The sequence below is a fragment of the Vibrio echinoideorum genome (assembly GCF_024347455.1).
In the GTDB taxonomy this organism is placed as follows: Bacteria; Pseudomonadota; Gammaproteobacteria; order Enterobacterales; family Vibrionaceae; genus Vibrio; species Vibrio echinoideorum.
Window position 1 is genome coordinate 468,993 of the sequence record NZ_AP025483.1, and the last position, 16,557, is coordinate 485,549.

Here is a 16,557-nt window from a genome sequence, read left to right on the forward strand (position 1 = left end):
CCTGATGTTCGTACTTGAATTATAGCTGATACCAAATAGGACCAATTAGGTCACCCATTAAGAAGTTCGCGAATTGCAGAACAATAAACAGTACCAGTACGCTTAAATCAAAACCGCCCATTGCTGGAAGAATACGACGAATTGGAGCAAGCATTGGTTCAGTCAGTTGATGGAACACGTATTCAATTGGACTACGGCCTTGGCTAACCCAACTCAGGATTGCACGGATTAGCAGAACCCAGAAAACTAAGCCGCCAGCCGCTTTAAGCAGAGATAGTGCGCCAAAGATCAGGAAGCTAATATCAAATACAGCCGCACCGCCAGAGATAATCAAGTTTAGAGCGACGAACTTTAGTACACACAGTACATAAGCGAAAACAACAGTCGCAAGATCTAGACTACCTATTGATGGGATAACTCGGCGTAATGGGGCAACAACGGGTTGTGTCGCTTTTACGATAAATTGTGAGAATGGGTTGTAGAAATCTGCACGTGATGCTTGTAGCCAGATACGCAAGATCACAACCATGATGTAAAGATCAAAAACGGTCGAGATCAGAAAGCTCATCGAATTCATATTGTTTCCTTTTTCGGATTTACTTGCCGCTTAGATATAACCTATAACTTGAGCGACACAATGCTTTTGTACAGTGATTGGTATTAAAACTGTTTTTCCATCTCTTCAGCTCGAGCGACCGCCGCTTGCATGGCTTTCGCTACGATGTCTGATAGTTGATGTTCGTTAAACGTGCGCAGTGCTTCTGCGGTCGTGCCGCCTTTTGAAGTCACTTGCTCACGCAGTGTCGATAATTCTGTGTCAGGGCTCGCTACCACCATCTCTGCCGCGCCTAATGCAGACTGCTGCACTAACTTACGAGCGGTTTCTTGGTCAAAGCCTTGGTTAATTGCTTCTGCTTGCATCGCTTCCATAAATAGGAAAAAGTAAGCAGGGGCACTGCCAGCGGCTGCAATGATGTTGTTAATGCCAGACTCTTGTTCAACCCAGCTTACCTCACCTACGGCTTGCATTAGCTGAGAAGCGAATTCTTTATCACCCTGACTAACCGTTGAGTCAGCGTAAAGACCGCTCATCCCTTTACCCAGTAATGACGGCGTGTTTGGCATAACACGCACAAGGTTTAGCTGGCAGTCTAACATCTCATTGAGTCGATTCGCATTAATACCCGCAGCAATAGAGATAACCAGTTTGTTGCTGAAGTCGATATCTTGTAAAGGTTTACATACATCAGCCATCATTTGTGGTTTTACTGATAGTACTACAACGTCTGCTTGCTCTGCTGCGGCAAGATTATCGCTGGTGGTATTGATGCCGTATTCTTGCTCTAACGGCAGCCTTCTGGTGTCTGAAGGCGCTGTTGCAGTAATCTTTTGCGCTGGGTAACCACTCGCCACTAAGCCCGCTACAATTGAGCGAACCATATTTCCCGCCCCAATAAAGGCGATGTTCTTATGTTCCATATATAAAATCCTGAGCGTGTCGCTGCGCAGTTAAAGCGAAGCGATATCAATACTTATAATCGACTTTTGGTCGCTAACTCTTTGCTATTTCGCGTAATCACGAGCACCGAAAATAGCCGTTCCAATACGAACCATTGTGCTACCAGCCTCAACGGCTGCATCCATATCACCACTCATACCCATCGAAAGGGTATCGATGTTTGGATACTTAGCGGCTAGCTTTTGTTGAAGCTCTGCCAGTTGAGAAAATGCATTAAGTTGTGATTGATAGTCAGATACGTTTGCAGGAATCGACATCAATCCTCTTAACGTGAGGTTAGGGAGCGACGAAATCAACTCTGCGAGTGCAAAAACTGTCTCTTCTGACGTTCCTGACTTCGAATCTTCACCGCTGGTATTTACCTGAATGAGAACTTGTAGAGGTGAAAGCCCGCTTGGTCGCTGATCATTCAGCCTTTGCGCAATCTTATCGCGATCAACGGAATGAACCCATTGGAAGCTTTCTGCGATTGGACGAGTTTTATTGGACTGTATTGGACCAATAAAATGCCACTCTAAATTTAGGTTAGAATGTTGTTCTGAAAAGTGTTTTACTTTATCTACACCTTCTTGAACATAGTTTTCACCAAAGGCAACTTGGCCTCCGAGTGCGGCTTCTAGAATCGCATCAATAGGTTTAGTTTTGCTGACGGCTAAAAGTTGCACGGAGTCTGGAGCTCGTCCGCACTTTTGCTCAGCACTACGAATCTGTGAGGTGATTTGTTCGATATTTTGTTGAATACTACTCATAGCTGACTTTACTTAAAGGAAAATAAATGGATATCACTGAGTTACTAGATTTTAGTGTAAAGCATAACGCGTCAGATCTACATCTTTCTGCGGGTGTATCTCCAATGGTACGTATAGATGGTGAAGTTAGGAAGCTTGGAATACCAGCTTTGAGTCATGCTGATGTGCATCGTTTAGTTTTTGAGATCATGGACGACTCACAGCGCGGTGAGTTTGAGGAAAAATTGGAAGTCGACTTCTCTTTTGAATTACCCAATGTTGGTCGCTTCCGTGTTAATGCTTTTAACCAAGCTCGTGGTTGCGCAGCTGTCTTTCGAACTATCCCTGTAGAAATTCCCACGTTAGAGCAGTTAGGCGCACCTGATATTTTTGAAAAGATTGCCAACTACGAAAAAGGCTTAGTGCTGGTGACTGGCCCTACAGGTTCTGGTAAATCGACAACTTTGGCGGCAATGGTCGATTACGTAAATCGCAACCACAACAAGCATATTCTGACGATTGAAGATCCGATCGAATTTGTGCATACCAATAATAAATGTCTCGTTAATCAGCGTGAAGTTCATCGTGATACTCACAGCTTCAAAGCGGCGCTGCGCAGTGCGTTACGTGAAGACCCGGACGTTATCCTTGTCGGTGAGCTTCGTGACCAAGAAACGATTAGCTTGGCGCTAACAGCAGCAGAAACTGGGCATTTAGTGTTTGGTACTCTACACACCAGTTCTGCGGCTAAAACTATCGATCGTATTATCGATGTATTCCCAGGTAGCGACAAAGACATGGTGCGTTCAATGTTGTCTGAATCGTTACGTTCGGTGATTGCCCAGAAGCTGTTAAAGCGTGTCGGTGGTGGTCGTGTGGCTTGTCATGAAATTATGATGGCGACACCTGCGATCAGAAACTTGATCCGCGAAGACAAAGTCGCGCAGATGTACTCGATCATTCAAACGGGCGCTGCACATGGTATGCAAACCATGGAGCAAAATGCGAAGCAGCTTATGGCTCAAGGTTTGGTTGATTCGGAAGAGGTCGAGAAAAAGATCGAAATTCAAACCTCTATGTTTTAATCAGGGTGAACAAAATGGAATTGAATCAAATCCTTGAAGGTATGCTTTCACAAAAAGCGTCGGATCTTTACATCACGGTAGATGCTCCGGTTCTATTTCGTGTTGATGGTGAATTGCGACCTCAAGGGGAGAAGCTTAATGCGGCTCAGGTTGCTCAGTTACTTGATGCGATGATGGATCAAGATAGGCGTGACGAGTACAAACAAACGCGTGAGGCTAATTTTGCCATTGTGCGCGATTTTGGTCGCTTTCGTGTCAGTGCTTTTTTTCAACGAGAGTTACCTGGAGCGGTCATTCGACGTATCGAAACCAACATCCCAACCTTCGAGCAGTTAAAGCTTCCTGATGTCTTACAAGACCTTTCAATAGCAAAGCGTGGACTTGTGCTGGTGGTTGGGGCGACAGGCTCGGGTAAATCAACCTCAATGGCTGCGATGACGGGTTATCGCAATACTAATCGTTCGGGGCATATCTTGACGGTTGAAGATCCGATTGAGTTCGTGCACGAACATAAAAAGTGTATTGTGACTCAGCGAGAAGTGGGGCTCGACACTGAAAGTTATGAAGTCGCGCTTAAGAACTCATTACGCCAAGCGCCAGATATGATCTTAATTGGTGAAATCCGTAGTCGTGAAACCATGGAATATGCGATGACGTTTGCTGAAACTGGTCATCTTTGTATGGCGACTTTACATGCCAATAATGCCAATCAAGCGTTAGAACGTATTCTTCACCTGGTGCCTAAAGAGCAAAAAGAACAGTTCTTATTTGATCTGTCGATGAACCTACGTGGTGTGGTCGCTCAGCAGCTTATTCGAGATAAGAATGGCAGTGGTCGTCATGGTGTGTTCGAAATCCTACTCAACAGCCCACGAGTATCTGATTTGATTCGTAGAGGTGAGCTACATGAACTCAAGTCGACAATGGCTAAATCAAAAGAGATTGGGATGCAGACCTTTGACCAAGCTTTGTATGACTTAGTCGTAGCAGGCAAGATCTGTGAAGAGGATGCGTTCCACAGTGCTGACTCCGCTAATGACTTACGCTTAATGCTAAAAACCAGACGCGGTGATGGTGACTACGGAACTGGTGCTTTGGCTGGCGTGAAGATTGATATGGGTTAGATTGATGCTGAATGCTGAATGCTGAATGCTGAATGTTAAAAAAACCGCTGTGAAGGCGGTTTTTTTGTCTGGATATATTAGTGGTTGCCGTAGCTATTGTTATTATCAGAATATCCTCGTTCTTTCTCTAATTTAATCTTTGTTGGATACTGTTCGCCAGTGTAGCCTGCTGAGCCTCCGCTCATAGAACTGCATGCTGATATTGTTAGAGCGGCGAAGATTGCTAGAAAAATTTTCATATGAACTCCCACGTCCTTATTATGAATTGCTCTGGCACTACGGCGTGACATTGCTGTGGGATCATAAGTTAGCTCAAACTTTGCTCACTTAATTTTTCTAAGAATATTGTGCTTCAAACCAACTTTCTAAAATAACAACGGCAGATTGGTTATCGACATTGCCTTTACTTAGCGCTTTGTAGCCACCCATTTCAAATAGATCCGCTCTTGCTTCTGTTGTTGAGAGCCTTTCATCGTGTAGCTCAACATCCACACCAAAGCGACCTTTGAGGCGATTGGCGAACTTTTTTGCTCTAGGGGTAATAGCTGCTAAATCTTTACCATGAAGGTCTGTAGGTAAGCCTACAACGATAAGGTTTGGTAGCCACTCTTTGATTTGCTTTTCAATATCATCCCAGTTTGGGATGCCATCTTTAGCTTTGAAGGCTTTTAAAGGGCTTGCTGTGCCCGTAATTTCTTGTCCTATCGCGCTACCGATACTTTTTGTACCGTAGTCAAATGCCATAATTGTTCGTGACATAGAGGTTCCAGAGTTAAATTAAGTAGGTTCGTGTATGTGTGTTGATTCTAGGAGTGACCCGCGTCAGCTGAAAGCTGCGCTGCATTAATACCGAGCATCTGTACGGCCATTTTCCAGCGGTCTGAAATTGGCGTGTCGAAGATAACCTTGGGATCGGCTTCAACGGTTAGCCATGAGTTTTCAGTAAGCTCGGTTTCTAGTTGTCCAGGTTCCCAACCGGCATAGCCCAATGCAACCAAGTAATTCATTGGCTCATCTTCAGTTCCAAGCACGGTAAGAATATCTTTAGAAGTAGTCACTGAAATTTGGTCAGTCATGTTGATGCTAGATTGATAGTTGCCTTTAGGCTTATGTAAAATAAAGCCTCGGTCTTCAGCAACGGGCCCACCATTTAATACTGGCTTTTCTAAGCTAGCTTGATTGGATTTTGGATGCACTGAGCCTATCTCGACTTGATCGAGCATTTTCCCAACCGTGACATCAATAGGTGCATTGATCATTAAACCCATTGCACCTTCATCGTTGTGTTCACAAAGGTAAATCACCGAGTTTTGAAAGTATGGGTCTTTCATTCCGGGCATAGCGACCAGAAAGTGGTTCGTTAAATTCATAGAGCCTCCTGCCAGTGTGTTCCCAGTAAAGGAAAAAGAGCGGCGTAATGCCGCTCATTGATTCTGTGCCTAGATACTTCGGTGTTTACGAATAGCTAAGGCTTTCTTTAGTTTAGGCTATTTTGCTTTAACGCGACGCTCGATTGCATCCATTAATTTACCCGTTACCGAAATATCAAAAGCAGCTTCAATTTCACGGATACAAGTCGGGCTAGTCACGTTAATTTCCGTCAGTTTGTCGCCAATAACATCAAGTCCAACAAAGGTTAAGCCTTTCTCTTTTAGTGCTGGAGCAACTGCTCGTGCAATAGCCCAGTCAGTCTCACTTAAAGGACGAGCTTCACCAGTACCACCTGCAGCAAGGTTACCTCGTGTTTCTCCCTTTGCAGGAATTCGCGCTAGGCAGTAAGGCATTGGCTCACCATCAACGACAAGAATACGTTTGTCACCGTTGCTGATGTCAGGAACAAAGGTTTGTGCCATTGCGTAGTTTTGACCGTGGTTAGTCAAAGTTTCAATGATGACTGATACGTTTGGATCGCCTTCCTTCACGCGGAAGATAGAAGCACCGCCCATACCATCAAGAGGTTTGAGGATTATATCCCCATGCTTTTCACGGAACGCTTTAATCTTTTCCGCTTTACGAGTTACGATTGTTGTCGGCGTGAGTTCTGGGAACCAGGCCGTGAATAGTTTCTCGTTACAGTCACGTAGGCTTTGAGGTTTGTTAACGATCAATGCTCCGTTCTCTTCAGCACGCTCAAGAATGTAAGTCGCGTAAATGTATTCAGTATCAAACGGAGGATCTTTACGCATCAGTACCGCATCTAAATCAGATAGTGCAATAGTCTGTTCTGATTTGAACTCGTACCAACCGTTTGGGTCTTCTTTTAATTCAACAACCTTAGTGTCAGCAATGGCTACGCCTTGATCTAAATGTAGATCATCCATTTCCATGTAATGGATTTCGTAGCCACGACTTTGAGCTTCAAGCATCATGGCAAAGCTAGAGTCTTTTTTGATGTTAATGGATGAAATTGGATCCATTACGATGCCAAGTTTGATCATTTTTTTCTCCTAGCCTAGATCGCCAAAACGGACTTGTAAGGCAGTAATTGCGGTTAGAGCTGCTGTCTCGGTACGAAGTACACGTGGACCGAGTAACGTCTCTTCAAATTTGTATTGTTCTGTCATGCCGATCTCTTCAGCTGACAACCCACCTTCAGGACCGATCAATAGGCGCACCTTACTGATCGGCTCTGGAAGGGTATTAATTGAGTATTTTGCACGAGGATGCAGGTTTAGCTTTAATGCTTCACTGGGTTCGCTGCACCACTCTTCAAGTTGCATGATTGGGCGAATAACTGGAACCGTATTACGGCCAGACTGCTCACATGCCGCGATAGCAATCTTTTGCCACTGTGCGAGCTTTTTCTCGAAACGTTTAGTATCAAGCTTAACGCCACAGCGCTCTGAAATCAGAGGAGTAATGGTGTTCACACCAAGCTCTACCGATTTTTGAATTGTGAATTCCATTTTATCGCCACGTGAAATCACTTGGCCTAAATGTAAGTCTAACGGTGATTCGCTGCTGCGCTCCACGCGTTCAGTAATATCAACGGTCACATTCTTCTTTGATACTTCTGCAATGGTTGCTGGAAATTCAGCGCCGCTGCCATCAAATAGAAGTACTTCTTGGCCTTCTTTCATGCGAAGGACACGACCAACATGACCCGCGGCATCTTCGCCTAAAGCGAGGGAACCTAACTGATGAATGCGTTCTGGGTGATGGATACGAGGAATTCTCATGCTGGTAAACCTATAAATATGTTCATTTGGGTATTTTTATCTCTGCCTAACATGGATGCTTTTAACTGAAAAAACAAGGGTAGAGCAAGAGTTTCAAGGGCAATTCTGAAACTCCTGTTTGAGATGGAGGCAATTGGAGATGTTGCTTGCCTGAGTTGTGCTATTTACAAGCAGGGAAAACAAATGGGTTGTGATTACCTTGAATCGCATAGATTCGTTGATCACGGGTACATTCCCACTTGTCGACAGGGAATTGTTTGTTCCACGCCATCATCAGGTTGGTTTGTTGCTTAGATAGCTTGAAACCATATTCTTGGCTCATATAAAGGTAAGTACGCGCGATAGAACCTTTTGCTCTGTCGGGTGGCATCACTTTACGTTGTTTGAAGTTGACCTGCATTTCACACTGACCATAGCTCACGCCATCCATTCCATTCCATTGACTGAAATTGTAGTTCGAGCGGTCGCCGTTTACTTCTCCAATCGCAGGCGTCAGGTTATGAAGATCCGCTTCCATTGACTTAAATATCTTGTCATTTCGAGTGCAATTTTTACGTCCGCCATCTTGCCAGCACTGACGCTGGTGGCCAAATTGCCAAGCTGGGACGACATGTTCCCACTCAATACGGGAAGCTCGCTTTTGTTGTTTTCTCACTTGATAACCACAGCCGTTCAGATCTGGGATACCTTTCTTTTTGTCTTTCCAAGTGATGTCACAGCCACAATAAAATGAAGTAGGGTGATCGAGATAAATCTTTACTGCTTCCTTTTTTGCTTTCGAGAATGAACTAGGCGGGGCGGCGAAAACACTTTGGGTTACCAGTAGGCCAAATACTATTGATAAGTAAAAAGACACCAGTAGGCCAAATGATTTTGGAGTGGTTTTTTGCATAGAAAAAGACTGATAAAAGTATGATGAATACCAGTCTAGCACTCAAATGTTAGTTCTCTCTATTACATTTACTCGAGGTATCTTGTGATCTTAATGCTTAGCTTAATTGAAGGCCGGTAAACGCTAAGGTTTGTTGGCATTGTTGGCAACGATAAGTCGATTGGTTGCGGATAACTTTGTTGTGTCGTCTTATCGACAGAGGATAAGTCGTGCAATCACAACGGTACTCAAAAGTTTTTCCCTGCACTGAGGTGATTTCCAAGCTGTGGGTCGTTTTGGCAGGTACGTTAAATACCTTCTCCATTACGTATTTCCATTCATTGCCATGAGGCCTAACTCGTCCGAATACCTGGTGTGTGATCAGGTGCGCGAGCTCATGAGGCACGACTTCGTTAATAAAGGCGTCTTCATTTTCGTTGAATAACACTTGGTTGAGTTTTATCTCGTTTAACTGAAGGTAGGCTTTTCCTGCCGCTTTACCTCTTAACTTGTAAGTGATGGTCGGGCATGGGAATTCGCGTGAGAAATGTTGGTTAGCGACGATTAAGCACTCTGCTAATTTCTTGTTTGCTCGGTGTTGTTGCGGGGTGTATGACAAGCGAGTTCACTCCAGATAAAAGGCCTCAGCATTTACGCTAAGGCCTCATAATAACATTGCTCGTCGAACTCTCTACGATTTAAACGTGATGTTTCTTCTTGATGATTTCATGATAAGCGTGCCAAGTCCCATACCCGAGTAACGGCATAGTCACGATCATACCGATGCCGTAGGTAGCAAAGCCCACCAGAATACCAGCACAAATAATACTCGCCCATACGACCATTGCGGGGATGTTCGATTTCACGGCATTAAAGCTAGTGAAAATCGCACTCATCACGTCAACACGTCTCTCCATCATTAATGGAATTGAAAAGGCCGAGATACTGAATATTAAGCTGGCGATGACCAAGCCAATCACTGAACCTGTAATCAGGAAGGGAGCAAACTCAGTTAATGGCGCACCTTGGACCGATGGGTACAGCGCGTGTAGTAATGCGGCTATTCGCATCCAGAAAATCATTGCGACCATTAAGACAATTGCAAAGGCCCATTGGTGAGTTGAGTTTCGTGTAATAGCTCTCATTGAGTGCAACAGGCTAGCATTGTGTCCTTTTTCTCTTTCCCAGCTTGCGTCATACAAGCCTAGAGCAAGAAACGGCCCAATCAACATGTATACGATTAAGCTTGGCATCACGACTAAGTGCGTCCCTTGCCATTGGACAAGTTGAACAATCGCGATGGCCGCTGCCATAAAGCATAGTCCGTAGAATGCACTAATTAAAGGCATTTTGACTAAGTCATGCAGGGCTAGAGACAGCCAATGAAAGGGTGCCGAAATACTAATTTGGTTACAAGGGATGGTTCGAGCGTAATCTTGATCGCTGACCTTGTCTTTTTTATCGTTCAGTTCCGATGGGTGCACGGTACGAGGCATATATCCCCCTAGTTAAATAACGTCCTAGTTATAATTCCATAAAGCTCAGTGGTGTGGTTTACATGAGAGTTATGGTGTAGAGCTAAATCGCTCGAATCGTCCTAGTTATTGCTCTAGCGTTCACTTAACTATTGATATAAGGCTTAACTACATTGGGGCTAAATGTGAGCTTGATCCTCTAGGAGTTACCTTAACTATTGTCAGTAGTGTTGGAAAACACAAATTATCGAACGCTTTTTATACTTTGTGGTTAACGGTAAAGAAGACTGGTAGAGGGTGTTGTGGGGTGAAGAGGGTAGGTAAGTACATAAAAATAAAGCCCTTACTTAAGAAGCAAGGGCTTTAAAGAAACAAATTACAGTGGCTAAATTATTTTAGGCCAGCGAAGTCTGCAAGGATTGCTGCTTTGTCTGTCGCTTCCCAAGGGAATTCTTCACGACCGAAGTGACCGTATGCTGCAGTCTGCTTGTAGATAGGCTGAAGAAGGTTCAGCATTTCTTGAAGACCGTATGGACGTAGGTCGAAGTGTTGACGAACCGCTTCAATGATGATTTCGTGAGCTACTTTCTCAGTACCAAACGTTTCAACCATGATAGATGTTGGATCCGCAACACCGATAGCGTAAGACAGTTGAATCTCACAGCGATCAGCCATGCCAGCAGCAACGATGTTTTTCGCAACATAACGAGCTGCGTAAGCTGCAGAACGGTCAACTTTTGATGGATCTTTACCTGAGAACGCACCGCCACCGTGGCGAGCTGCGCCGCCGTAGGTATCAACGATGATCTTACGACCAGTTAGACCACAGTCACCCATTGGGCCACCGATTACGAAACGGCCTGTTGGGTTGATGAAGAAGTTAGTGTCTTTGTTGATCCACTCAGCAGGAAGTACTGGCTTGATGATCTCTTCCATTACCGCTTCACGTAGGTCTGGCGTTGTTACTGAATCACAGTGTTGAGTCGAAAGAACAACAGCGTCGATACCAACAATCTTACCTTGGTCGTACTGGAACGTTACTTGAGACTTCGCATCTGGGCGAAGGAAATCAAGCTTACCGCTCTTACGTACTTCAGCTTGCTTTTTAACAAGAAGGTGAGAGTAAGTAATTGGAGCTGGCATTAGGATAGGTGTTTCGTTAGTTGCGTAACCAAACATGATACCTTGGTCGCCTGCGCCTTGATCTTTAGGGTCTGCTTTATCAACACCTTGGTTGATATCTGGAGACTGCTTACCAATGGTGTTTAGTACAGCACAAGAGTTAGCGTCAAAGCCCATGTCAGAATGAACGTAACCAATTTCACGTACTGTTTCACGAGTGATTTCTTCGATATCAACCCATGCAGACGTTGTTACTTCACCGCCAACCATAACCATACCGGTCTTAACGTAAGTCTCACAAGCAACACGTGCTTTTGGATCTTGTTCCAAGATGGCATCAAGAACAGCATCAGAGATTTGGTCTGCAATTTTATCTGGATGGCCTTCTGAAACAGATTCAGAAGTGAATAGGTGCTTAGCCATGAGAGCTCCACTTTTAGTTTTTGGGTGCAAATAGTTTTTAGTTGCAAATAGTTAAATGCAAATAATTTTAGGCGTCGCAAGCTAGGAAGCGCCGCCATTAAATACAGTATATTTTGTAGGTGTTTCTACATCTAGACGGCTATTCTAAATTCCAGCGGTCGAATTACAAGCTCTTTTTTATGATATGTCATAACTAAACGTTTGCGTGTCGGTTGAGATCAGCTGTTACCAAGTGACGTAAATGTTCGAAAATTGCGAAAAATGACCGTTAAAATGCCAGTAAAACGTTTGCAGTCACTAAAGTCGTTTGAGAGAATACCCGCGCTAATAAAAATGAAAACTTTAGCATCAATCTCTTTTTTAAATCGCTTATGTACTCAGGAGCAGACATGCCTTCTCGTAAAGATCTAGCCAATGCAATTCGCGCACTTAGCATGGATGGCGTTCAACAAGCAAATTCAGGCCACCCTGGCGCACCTATGGGTATGGCTGACATCGCTGAAGTTCTTTGGCGTGGTCACTTGAACCACAACCCATCAAACCCAGAGTGGGCTGACCGCGACCGTTTTATCCTGTCTAACGGCCATGGTTCAATGTTGATTTACTCTCTGCTTCATCTTGCAGGTTACGAGCTTTCAATTGAAGACCTTAAGAATTTCCGTCAACTGCACTCTAAGACTCCTGGTCACCCAGAGTACGGTTACGCTCCTGGTATCGAAACGACTACTGGTCCTCTAGGTCAAGGCATTACCAACGCTGTTGGTATGGCGATGGCTGAGAAAGCACTTGCGGCACAGTTCAACAAAGAAGGCCACGACATCGTAGACCACTACACTTATGCATTCATGGGTGATGGCTGTCTGATGGAAGGTATCTCTCACGAAGCATGTTCTCTAGCCGGTACGCTAGGTCTTGGTAAGCTAGTTGCTTTCTGGGATGACAACGGTATCTCTATCGATGGCGAAGTTGAAGGTTGGTTCTCTGACGATACACCTAAGCGTTTTGAAGCTTACGGCTGGCACGTAATCCCGGCCGTTGATGGTCACGACTCTGATGCTATCAACGCGGCTATCGAAGCAGCTAAAGCGGATCCTCGTCCAACACTTATCTGTACTAAAACTATTATCGGTTTTGGTTCTCCAAACAAAGCGGGTACGCACGATTGTCACGGTGCTCCACTAGGTGCTGATGAAATCACAGCAACTAAAGCAGCGCTAGGTTGGGAACACGGTCCTTTCGAAATCCCAGCGGATATCGCAGCTGAGTGGAATGCGAAAGAAGCAGGCGCAGCGAAAGAAGCAGCGTGGAATGCTAAGTTTGACGCATACGCAGCTGCTCACCCAGAGCTAGCAACAGAATTCAAACGTCGTACTAACGGCGAGCTACCCGCTGAGTGGGAAGAGAAAGCATCGGCAATCATTGCTGATCTTCAAGCTAACCCAGCAAACATCGCATCACGTAAAGCATCTCAAAATGCACTAGAAGCGTTCGGTGCTATGCTACCTGAATTTATGGGCGGCTCTGCTGACCTTGCGCCTTCTAACCTGACTATGTGGTCTGGTTCTAAGTCGCTAACCGCTGAAGACTTCTCTGGTAACTACATCCACTACGGTGTACGTGAATTCGGCATGACGGCGATCATGAACGGTATGGCTCTGCACGGCGGTTTCGTACCGTACGGCGCAACGTTCCTAATGTTCATGGAATACGCTCGTAACGCTATGCGCATGGCGGCTCTGATGAAAATTCAGAACATCCAAGTTTACACTCACGATTCTATTGGTCTTGGCGAAGATGGTCCAACTCACCAACCGGTTGAGCAGATTGCTTCTCTACGTCTGACTCCAAACATGAGCACATGGCGTCCATGTGACCAAGTTGAGTCTGCAGTTGCTTGGAAACTGGCAATTGAACGTAAAGATGGCCCTTCTTCGCTTATCTTCTCTCGCCAAAACCTAGCACAACAACCTCGTGACGCAGAGCAAGTGGCTAACATCGCTAAGGGTGGCTACATCCTGAAAGATTGTGAAGGCAAGCCAGAGCTTATCCTTATCGCGACTGGTTCTGAAGTTGAACTAGCCGTTAGCGCTGCGGTTGAACTAACAGCTGAAGGCAAGAAAGTACGCGTAGTATCTATGCCTGCAACAGACGCTTTCGATAAGCAAGACGCTGAATACCGTGAGTCTGTACTTCCAGCTGACGTAACAGCACGTATTGCTGTAGAAGCTGGCATCGCTGACTTCTGGTACAAGTACGTTGGCTTCGGTGGCAAGATCATCGGTATGACAACGTTCGGCGAATCTGCACCAGCAGGCGAGCTATTCAAGATGTTCGGTTTCACTACTGAAAATGTAGTAAACACTGCAAAAGAGCTTCTTGCTTAATCATTGATTGCTAGCCTTGTGCTAACAATGAAATGAATGAAAAAACCGAGCTCTAAGCTCGGTTTTTTGTATCTGGGATTTGTTTTCACTTAGACTAATACCTACAAGCAACAGATCAATCTGTCATAAGTAAGCTGAATTATTCAAGTAATGCCTTTTAGGTAGGATTCAGTTATCATCTGTTGCACGAAATTTTGGTTAGATGTACGGAACTATGCTAAAAGTCGCGATAAACGGATTTGGAAGAATAGGGCGCAATGTATTGCGCGCTATCTATGAAAGTGGCAAAAGCCAACAAATCAAAGTAGTAGCTGTCAATGAGCTTGCTCAGCCTGACGCTATGGCTCACCTATTACAATACGATACCAGTCACGGTCGCTTCGGTAAGAAGATCTCCAACGATCAAGAGCACATCTATGTCCATCATGGCATTGGTGCAGAAGATAAAGGAGAGTTTGATACGATTCGTATCTTACATCTTGCTGATATTGAGTTGTTGCCTTGGCGTGACCTTGAGGTTGATATTGTTCTCGATTGTACAGGTGTTTACGGTTGTCGAGATGATGGCCTAGCGCACATTGCTGCAGGGGCAAAAAAGGTTCTGTTTTCACATCCTGGTGCGAATGACCTTGATAACACCATTATCTATGGTGTTAACCACGATACCATTGAAGCTGATCATCGAATCGTTTCTAATGGTTCATGCACCACCAACTGTATTGTTCCAATCATTAAAGTGCTTGATGATGCCTTTGGTATTGAGTCTGGTACCATCACCACGATTCACTCTTCAATGAACGATCAGCAAGTTATCGATGCATACCATAGTGACCTTCGTCGTACTCGAGCTGCAAGCCAATCCATCATTCCGGTTGATACCAAATTGCATAAAGGTATTGAAAGGATCTTCCCGAAATTTTCTAACAAGTTCGAAGCTATATCTGTGCGTGTGCCTACGGTAAACGTAACTGCGATGGATTTAAGTGTCACAATTAATACAAATGTGAAAGTTAATGACGTAAATCAAACCATTGTTAATGCATCCCAGTGTACATTACACAATATAGTTGACTATACTGAAGCGCCGCTCGTTTCCATCGACTTTAATCACGATCCCCATAGCGCAATTGTTGATGGTTCACAAACTCGAGTGAGCAACGGCCACCTAGTGAAGATGCTGGTGTGGTGTGACAATGAATGGGGCTTTGCGAACCGGATGCTGGATACGGTTCTTGCAATGCAAGCTTCTGAAGACAAGAAGTAAGACCTAGAAGCAAATGTGTGGATTATTTATTTTTTAGCTTGAAATAAATGCTAAGTGTCCACATATTATGAGTAGTTAAAGAATTACCAGTTGAATAATTTATAGGCTTAGCAGGGTTGCTGAGTTTCCAAAACTTTATTTTTATTTAAATTTGAGAGGACAAATCATGTCTGTGATCAAGATGACTGACCTGGAACTTGCAGGTAAACGCGTATTTATCCGTGCTGACCTAAACGTACCAGTAAAAGACGGTAAAGTAACTTCAGATGCACGTATCCTTGCATCTCTACCAACTATCAAACTTTGCCTAGAAGCTGGCGCAAAAGTTATGGTTACTTCTCACCTTGGTCGTCCTACTGAAGGCGAATACAACGAAGAGTTCTCTCTAGCTCCTGTAGTTAACTACCTAAACGACGCACTAGACTGCGAAGTTAAGCTAGCGAAAGATTACGTAAATGGTCTTGAGCTAAACGCTGGTGAACTAACTGTTCTTGAAAACGTTCGCTTTAACAAAGGCGAGAAGAAGAACGAAGAAGCACTTTCTAAGCAATACGCTGCACTATGTGACATTTTCGTGATGGACGCATTCGGTACAGCTCACCGTGCTCAAGCTTCTACTCACGGTGTTGGTACTTATGCTCCTGTAGCATGTGCTGGTCCTCTTCTAGCGGCTGAACTTGAAGCACTTGGTAAAGCAATGGACAACCCAGCTCGTCCACTAGTTGCTATTGTTGGTGGTTCTAAAGTTTCTACTAAGCTAACGGTTCTAGAGTCTCTATCTAAAATTGCTGACCAACTTGTTGTTGGTGGTGGTATTGCGAACACGTTCATCGCAGCTGAAGGCCACAATGTAGGTAAGTCTCTATACGAAAAAGACCTAGTTGAAACCGCTAAAAAGCTAATGAAAGAGTGTGCTATCCCAGTAGCAACTGACGTTGCATGTGCTAAAGCATTCGACGAAAACGCAGAAGCTGAAATTAAGCACGTTTCTGAAGTTCAAGACGACGACATGATCTTCGACCTTGGCCCAGACTCAACTGCTGCACTAGCTGAAATCATCGGTAACGCAAAAACGATCCTTTGGAACGGCCCTGTAGGCGTATTCGAATTCAAAAACTTCGAAGCGGGCACTGCTGGTATTTCTAAAGCAATCGCTGACTCTGAAGGTTTCTCAGTAGCAGGCGGTGGTGACACGTTAGCGGCTATCGACAAGTTCGGTATTAAAGCAGATGTTTCTTACATCTCTACTGGCGGCGGCGCTTTCCTTGAGTTCGTTGAAGGTAAAGTACTTCCTGCAGTTGCGATGCTTGAAGAGCGCGCAAAAGCGTAATAGATTTAGAAAGGCGAGATGTGAATCTCGCCTTTTAACGTTTGCGGCATATC

The 16,557-nt window shown here is 44.6% G+C and carries 17 protein-coding genes; 5 read left to right on the top strand and 12 right to left on the bottom strand.

Annotated elements, in window-relative coordinates; translation table 11 throughout:
• Positions 1-19: 19 nt before the first annotated feature.
• The 3 genes from OCV36_RS02290 to OCV36_RS02300 all read right to left on the bottom strand — a co-directional run bounded on the left by OCV36_RS02290 (position 20) and on the right by OCV36_RS02300 (position 2,268).
• The gene (locus OCV36_RS02290) at positions 20-577 is read right to left on the bottom strand and encodes a YggT family protein (RefSeq protein WP_017075426.1); all 558 of its coding nucleotides are present in this window, start codon (positions 575-577) and stop codon (positions 20-22) included.
• Between the two features lie 83 nt (positions 578-660).
• A complete protein-coding gene (proC, locus tag OCV36_RS02295) occupies positions 661-1,479 on the bottom strand; it encodes a pyrroline-5-carboxylate reductase (protein ID WP_135457238.1) in 819 nt (272 codons plus the stop codon).
• Between the two features lie 84 nt (positions 1,480-1,563).
• A complete protein-coding gene (locus OCV36_RS02300) occupies positions 1,564-2,268 on the bottom strand; it encodes a YggS family pyridoxal phosphate-dependent enzyme (protein WP_102553300.1) in 705 nt (234 codons plus the stop codon).
• A gap of 26 nt (positions 2,269-2,294) precedes the next feature.
• On the opposite strand from OCV36_RS02300, the gene OCV36_RS02305 reads away from it, so the two are divergent.
• Both OCV36_RS02305 and OCV36_RS02310 read left to right on the top strand, forming a co-directional pair.
• Complete coding sequence (locus OCV36_RS02305; RefSeq protein WP_017075423.1) at positions 2,295-3,332, top strand: type IV pilus twitching motility protein PilT; 1,038 nt, start codon at positions 2,295-2,297, stop codon at positions 3,330-3,332.
• A 14-nt stretch (positions 3,333-3,346) separates the two neighbouring features.
• Entirely contained in the window at positions 3,347-4,456 is a 1,110-nt protein-coding gene (locus OCV36_RS02310; RefSeq protein ID WP_135457236.1) for a PilT/PilU family type 4a pilus ATPase, read from the top strand.
• A 77-nt stretch (positions 4,457-4,533) separates the two neighbouring features.
• Here the strand turns inward: OCV36_RS02310 and OCV36_RS02315 are convergent, their stop codons facing one another.
• From OCV36_RS02315 to metK, 9 genes are all read right to left on the bottom strand, one after another.
• Positions 4,534-4,695: a hypothetical protein gene (locus OCV36_RS02315; RefSeq protein ID WP_167853042.1), complete on the bottom strand. Its 162-nt coding sequence runs from the start codon at positions 4,693-4,695 to the stop codon at positions 4,534-4,536.
• A 97-nt stretch (positions 4,696-4,792) separates the two neighbouring features.
• Entirely contained in the window at positions 4,793-5,215 is a 423-nt protein-coding gene (ruvX, locus tag OCV36_RS02320) for a Holliday junction resolvase RuvX (protein WP_017075420.1), read from the bottom strand.
• A gap of 47 nt (positions 5,216-5,262) precedes the next feature.
• The gene (locus OCV36_RS02325; protein WP_135457234.1) at positions 5,263-5,826 is read right to left on the bottom strand and encodes a YqgE/AlgH family protein; all 564 of its coding nucleotides are present in this window, start codon (positions 5,824-5,826) and stop codon (positions 5,263-5,265) included.
• Positions 5,827-5,943: 117 nt separating this feature from the next.
• Positions 5,944-6,894 carry a glutathione synthase gene (gene gshB / locus OCV36_RS02330; RefSeq protein ID WP_135457232.1) on the bottom strand — a complete coding sequence of 317 codons (951 nt, stop codon included), beginning with the start codon at positions 6,892-6,894 and terminating at the stop codon, positions 5,944-5,946.
• 9 nt (positions 6,895-6,903) lie between these two features.
• Positions 6,904-7,635 (bottom strand): 16S rRNA (uracil(1498)-N(3))-methyltransferase, encoded by a 732-nt coding sequence (gene rsmE, locus OCV36_RS02335; RefSeq protein WP_102553296.1) that lies wholly within the window; start codon positions 7,633-7,635, stop codon positions 6,904-6,906.
• 160 nt (positions 7,636-7,795) lie between these two features.
• Positions 7,796-8,527 carry an endonuclease gene (locus OCV36_RS02340; RefSeq protein ID WP_017075416.1) on the bottom strand — a complete coding sequence of 244 codons (732 nt, stop codon included), beginning with the start codon at positions 8,525-8,527 and terminating at the stop codon, positions 7,796-7,798.
• A gap of 97 nt (positions 8,528-8,624) precedes the next feature.
• Entirely contained in the window at positions 8,625-9,125 is a 501-nt protein-coding gene (locus tag OCV36_RS02345; protein WP_017075415.1) for a SprT family zinc-dependent metalloprotease, read from the bottom strand.
• A gap of 79 nt (positions 9,126-9,204) precedes the next feature.
• Positions 9,205-10,002 (bottom strand): DUF2189 domain-containing protein, encoded by a 798-nt coding sequence (locus OCV36_RS02350; RefSeq protein ID WP_108100903.1) that lies wholly within the window; start codon positions 10,000-10,002, stop codon positions 9,205-9,207.
• 369 nt (positions 10,003-10,371) lie between these two features.
• Positions 10,372-11,526: a methionine adenosyltransferase gene (gene metK, locus OCV36_RS02355; RefSeq protein WP_017075413.1), complete on the bottom strand. Its 1,155-nt coding sequence runs from the start codon at positions 11,524-11,526 to the stop codon at positions 10,372-10,374.
• A gap of 389 nt (positions 11,527-11,915) precedes the next feature.
• Here metK and tkt point away from each other — a divergent pair, with 389 nt between their 5' ends.
• The 3 genes from tkt (at position 11,916) to OCV36_RS02370 (ending at position 16,504) form a co-directional block, all read left to right on the top strand.
• Complete coding sequence (tkt, locus tag OCV36_RS02360) at positions 11,916-13,910, top strand: transketolase (RefSeq protein WP_135457230.1); 1,995 nt, start codon at positions 11,916-11,918, stop codon at positions 13,908-13,910.
• A gap of 214 nt (positions 13,911-14,124) precedes the next feature.
• Positions 14,125-15,174, top strand: a complete 1,050-nt coding sequence (gene epd / locus OCV36_RS02365; protein WP_135457228.1) for an erythrose-4-phosphate dehydrogenase — start codon at positions 14,125-14,127, stop codon at positions 15,172-15,174.
• A gap of 166 nt (positions 15,175-15,340) precedes the next feature.
• Positions 15,341-16,504, top strand: a complete 1,164-nt coding sequence (locus OCV36_RS02370; protein WP_029225107.1) for a phosphoglycerate kinase — start codon at positions 15,341-15,343, stop codon at positions 16,502-16,504.
• Positions 16,505-16,557: the final 53 nt, after the last annotated feature.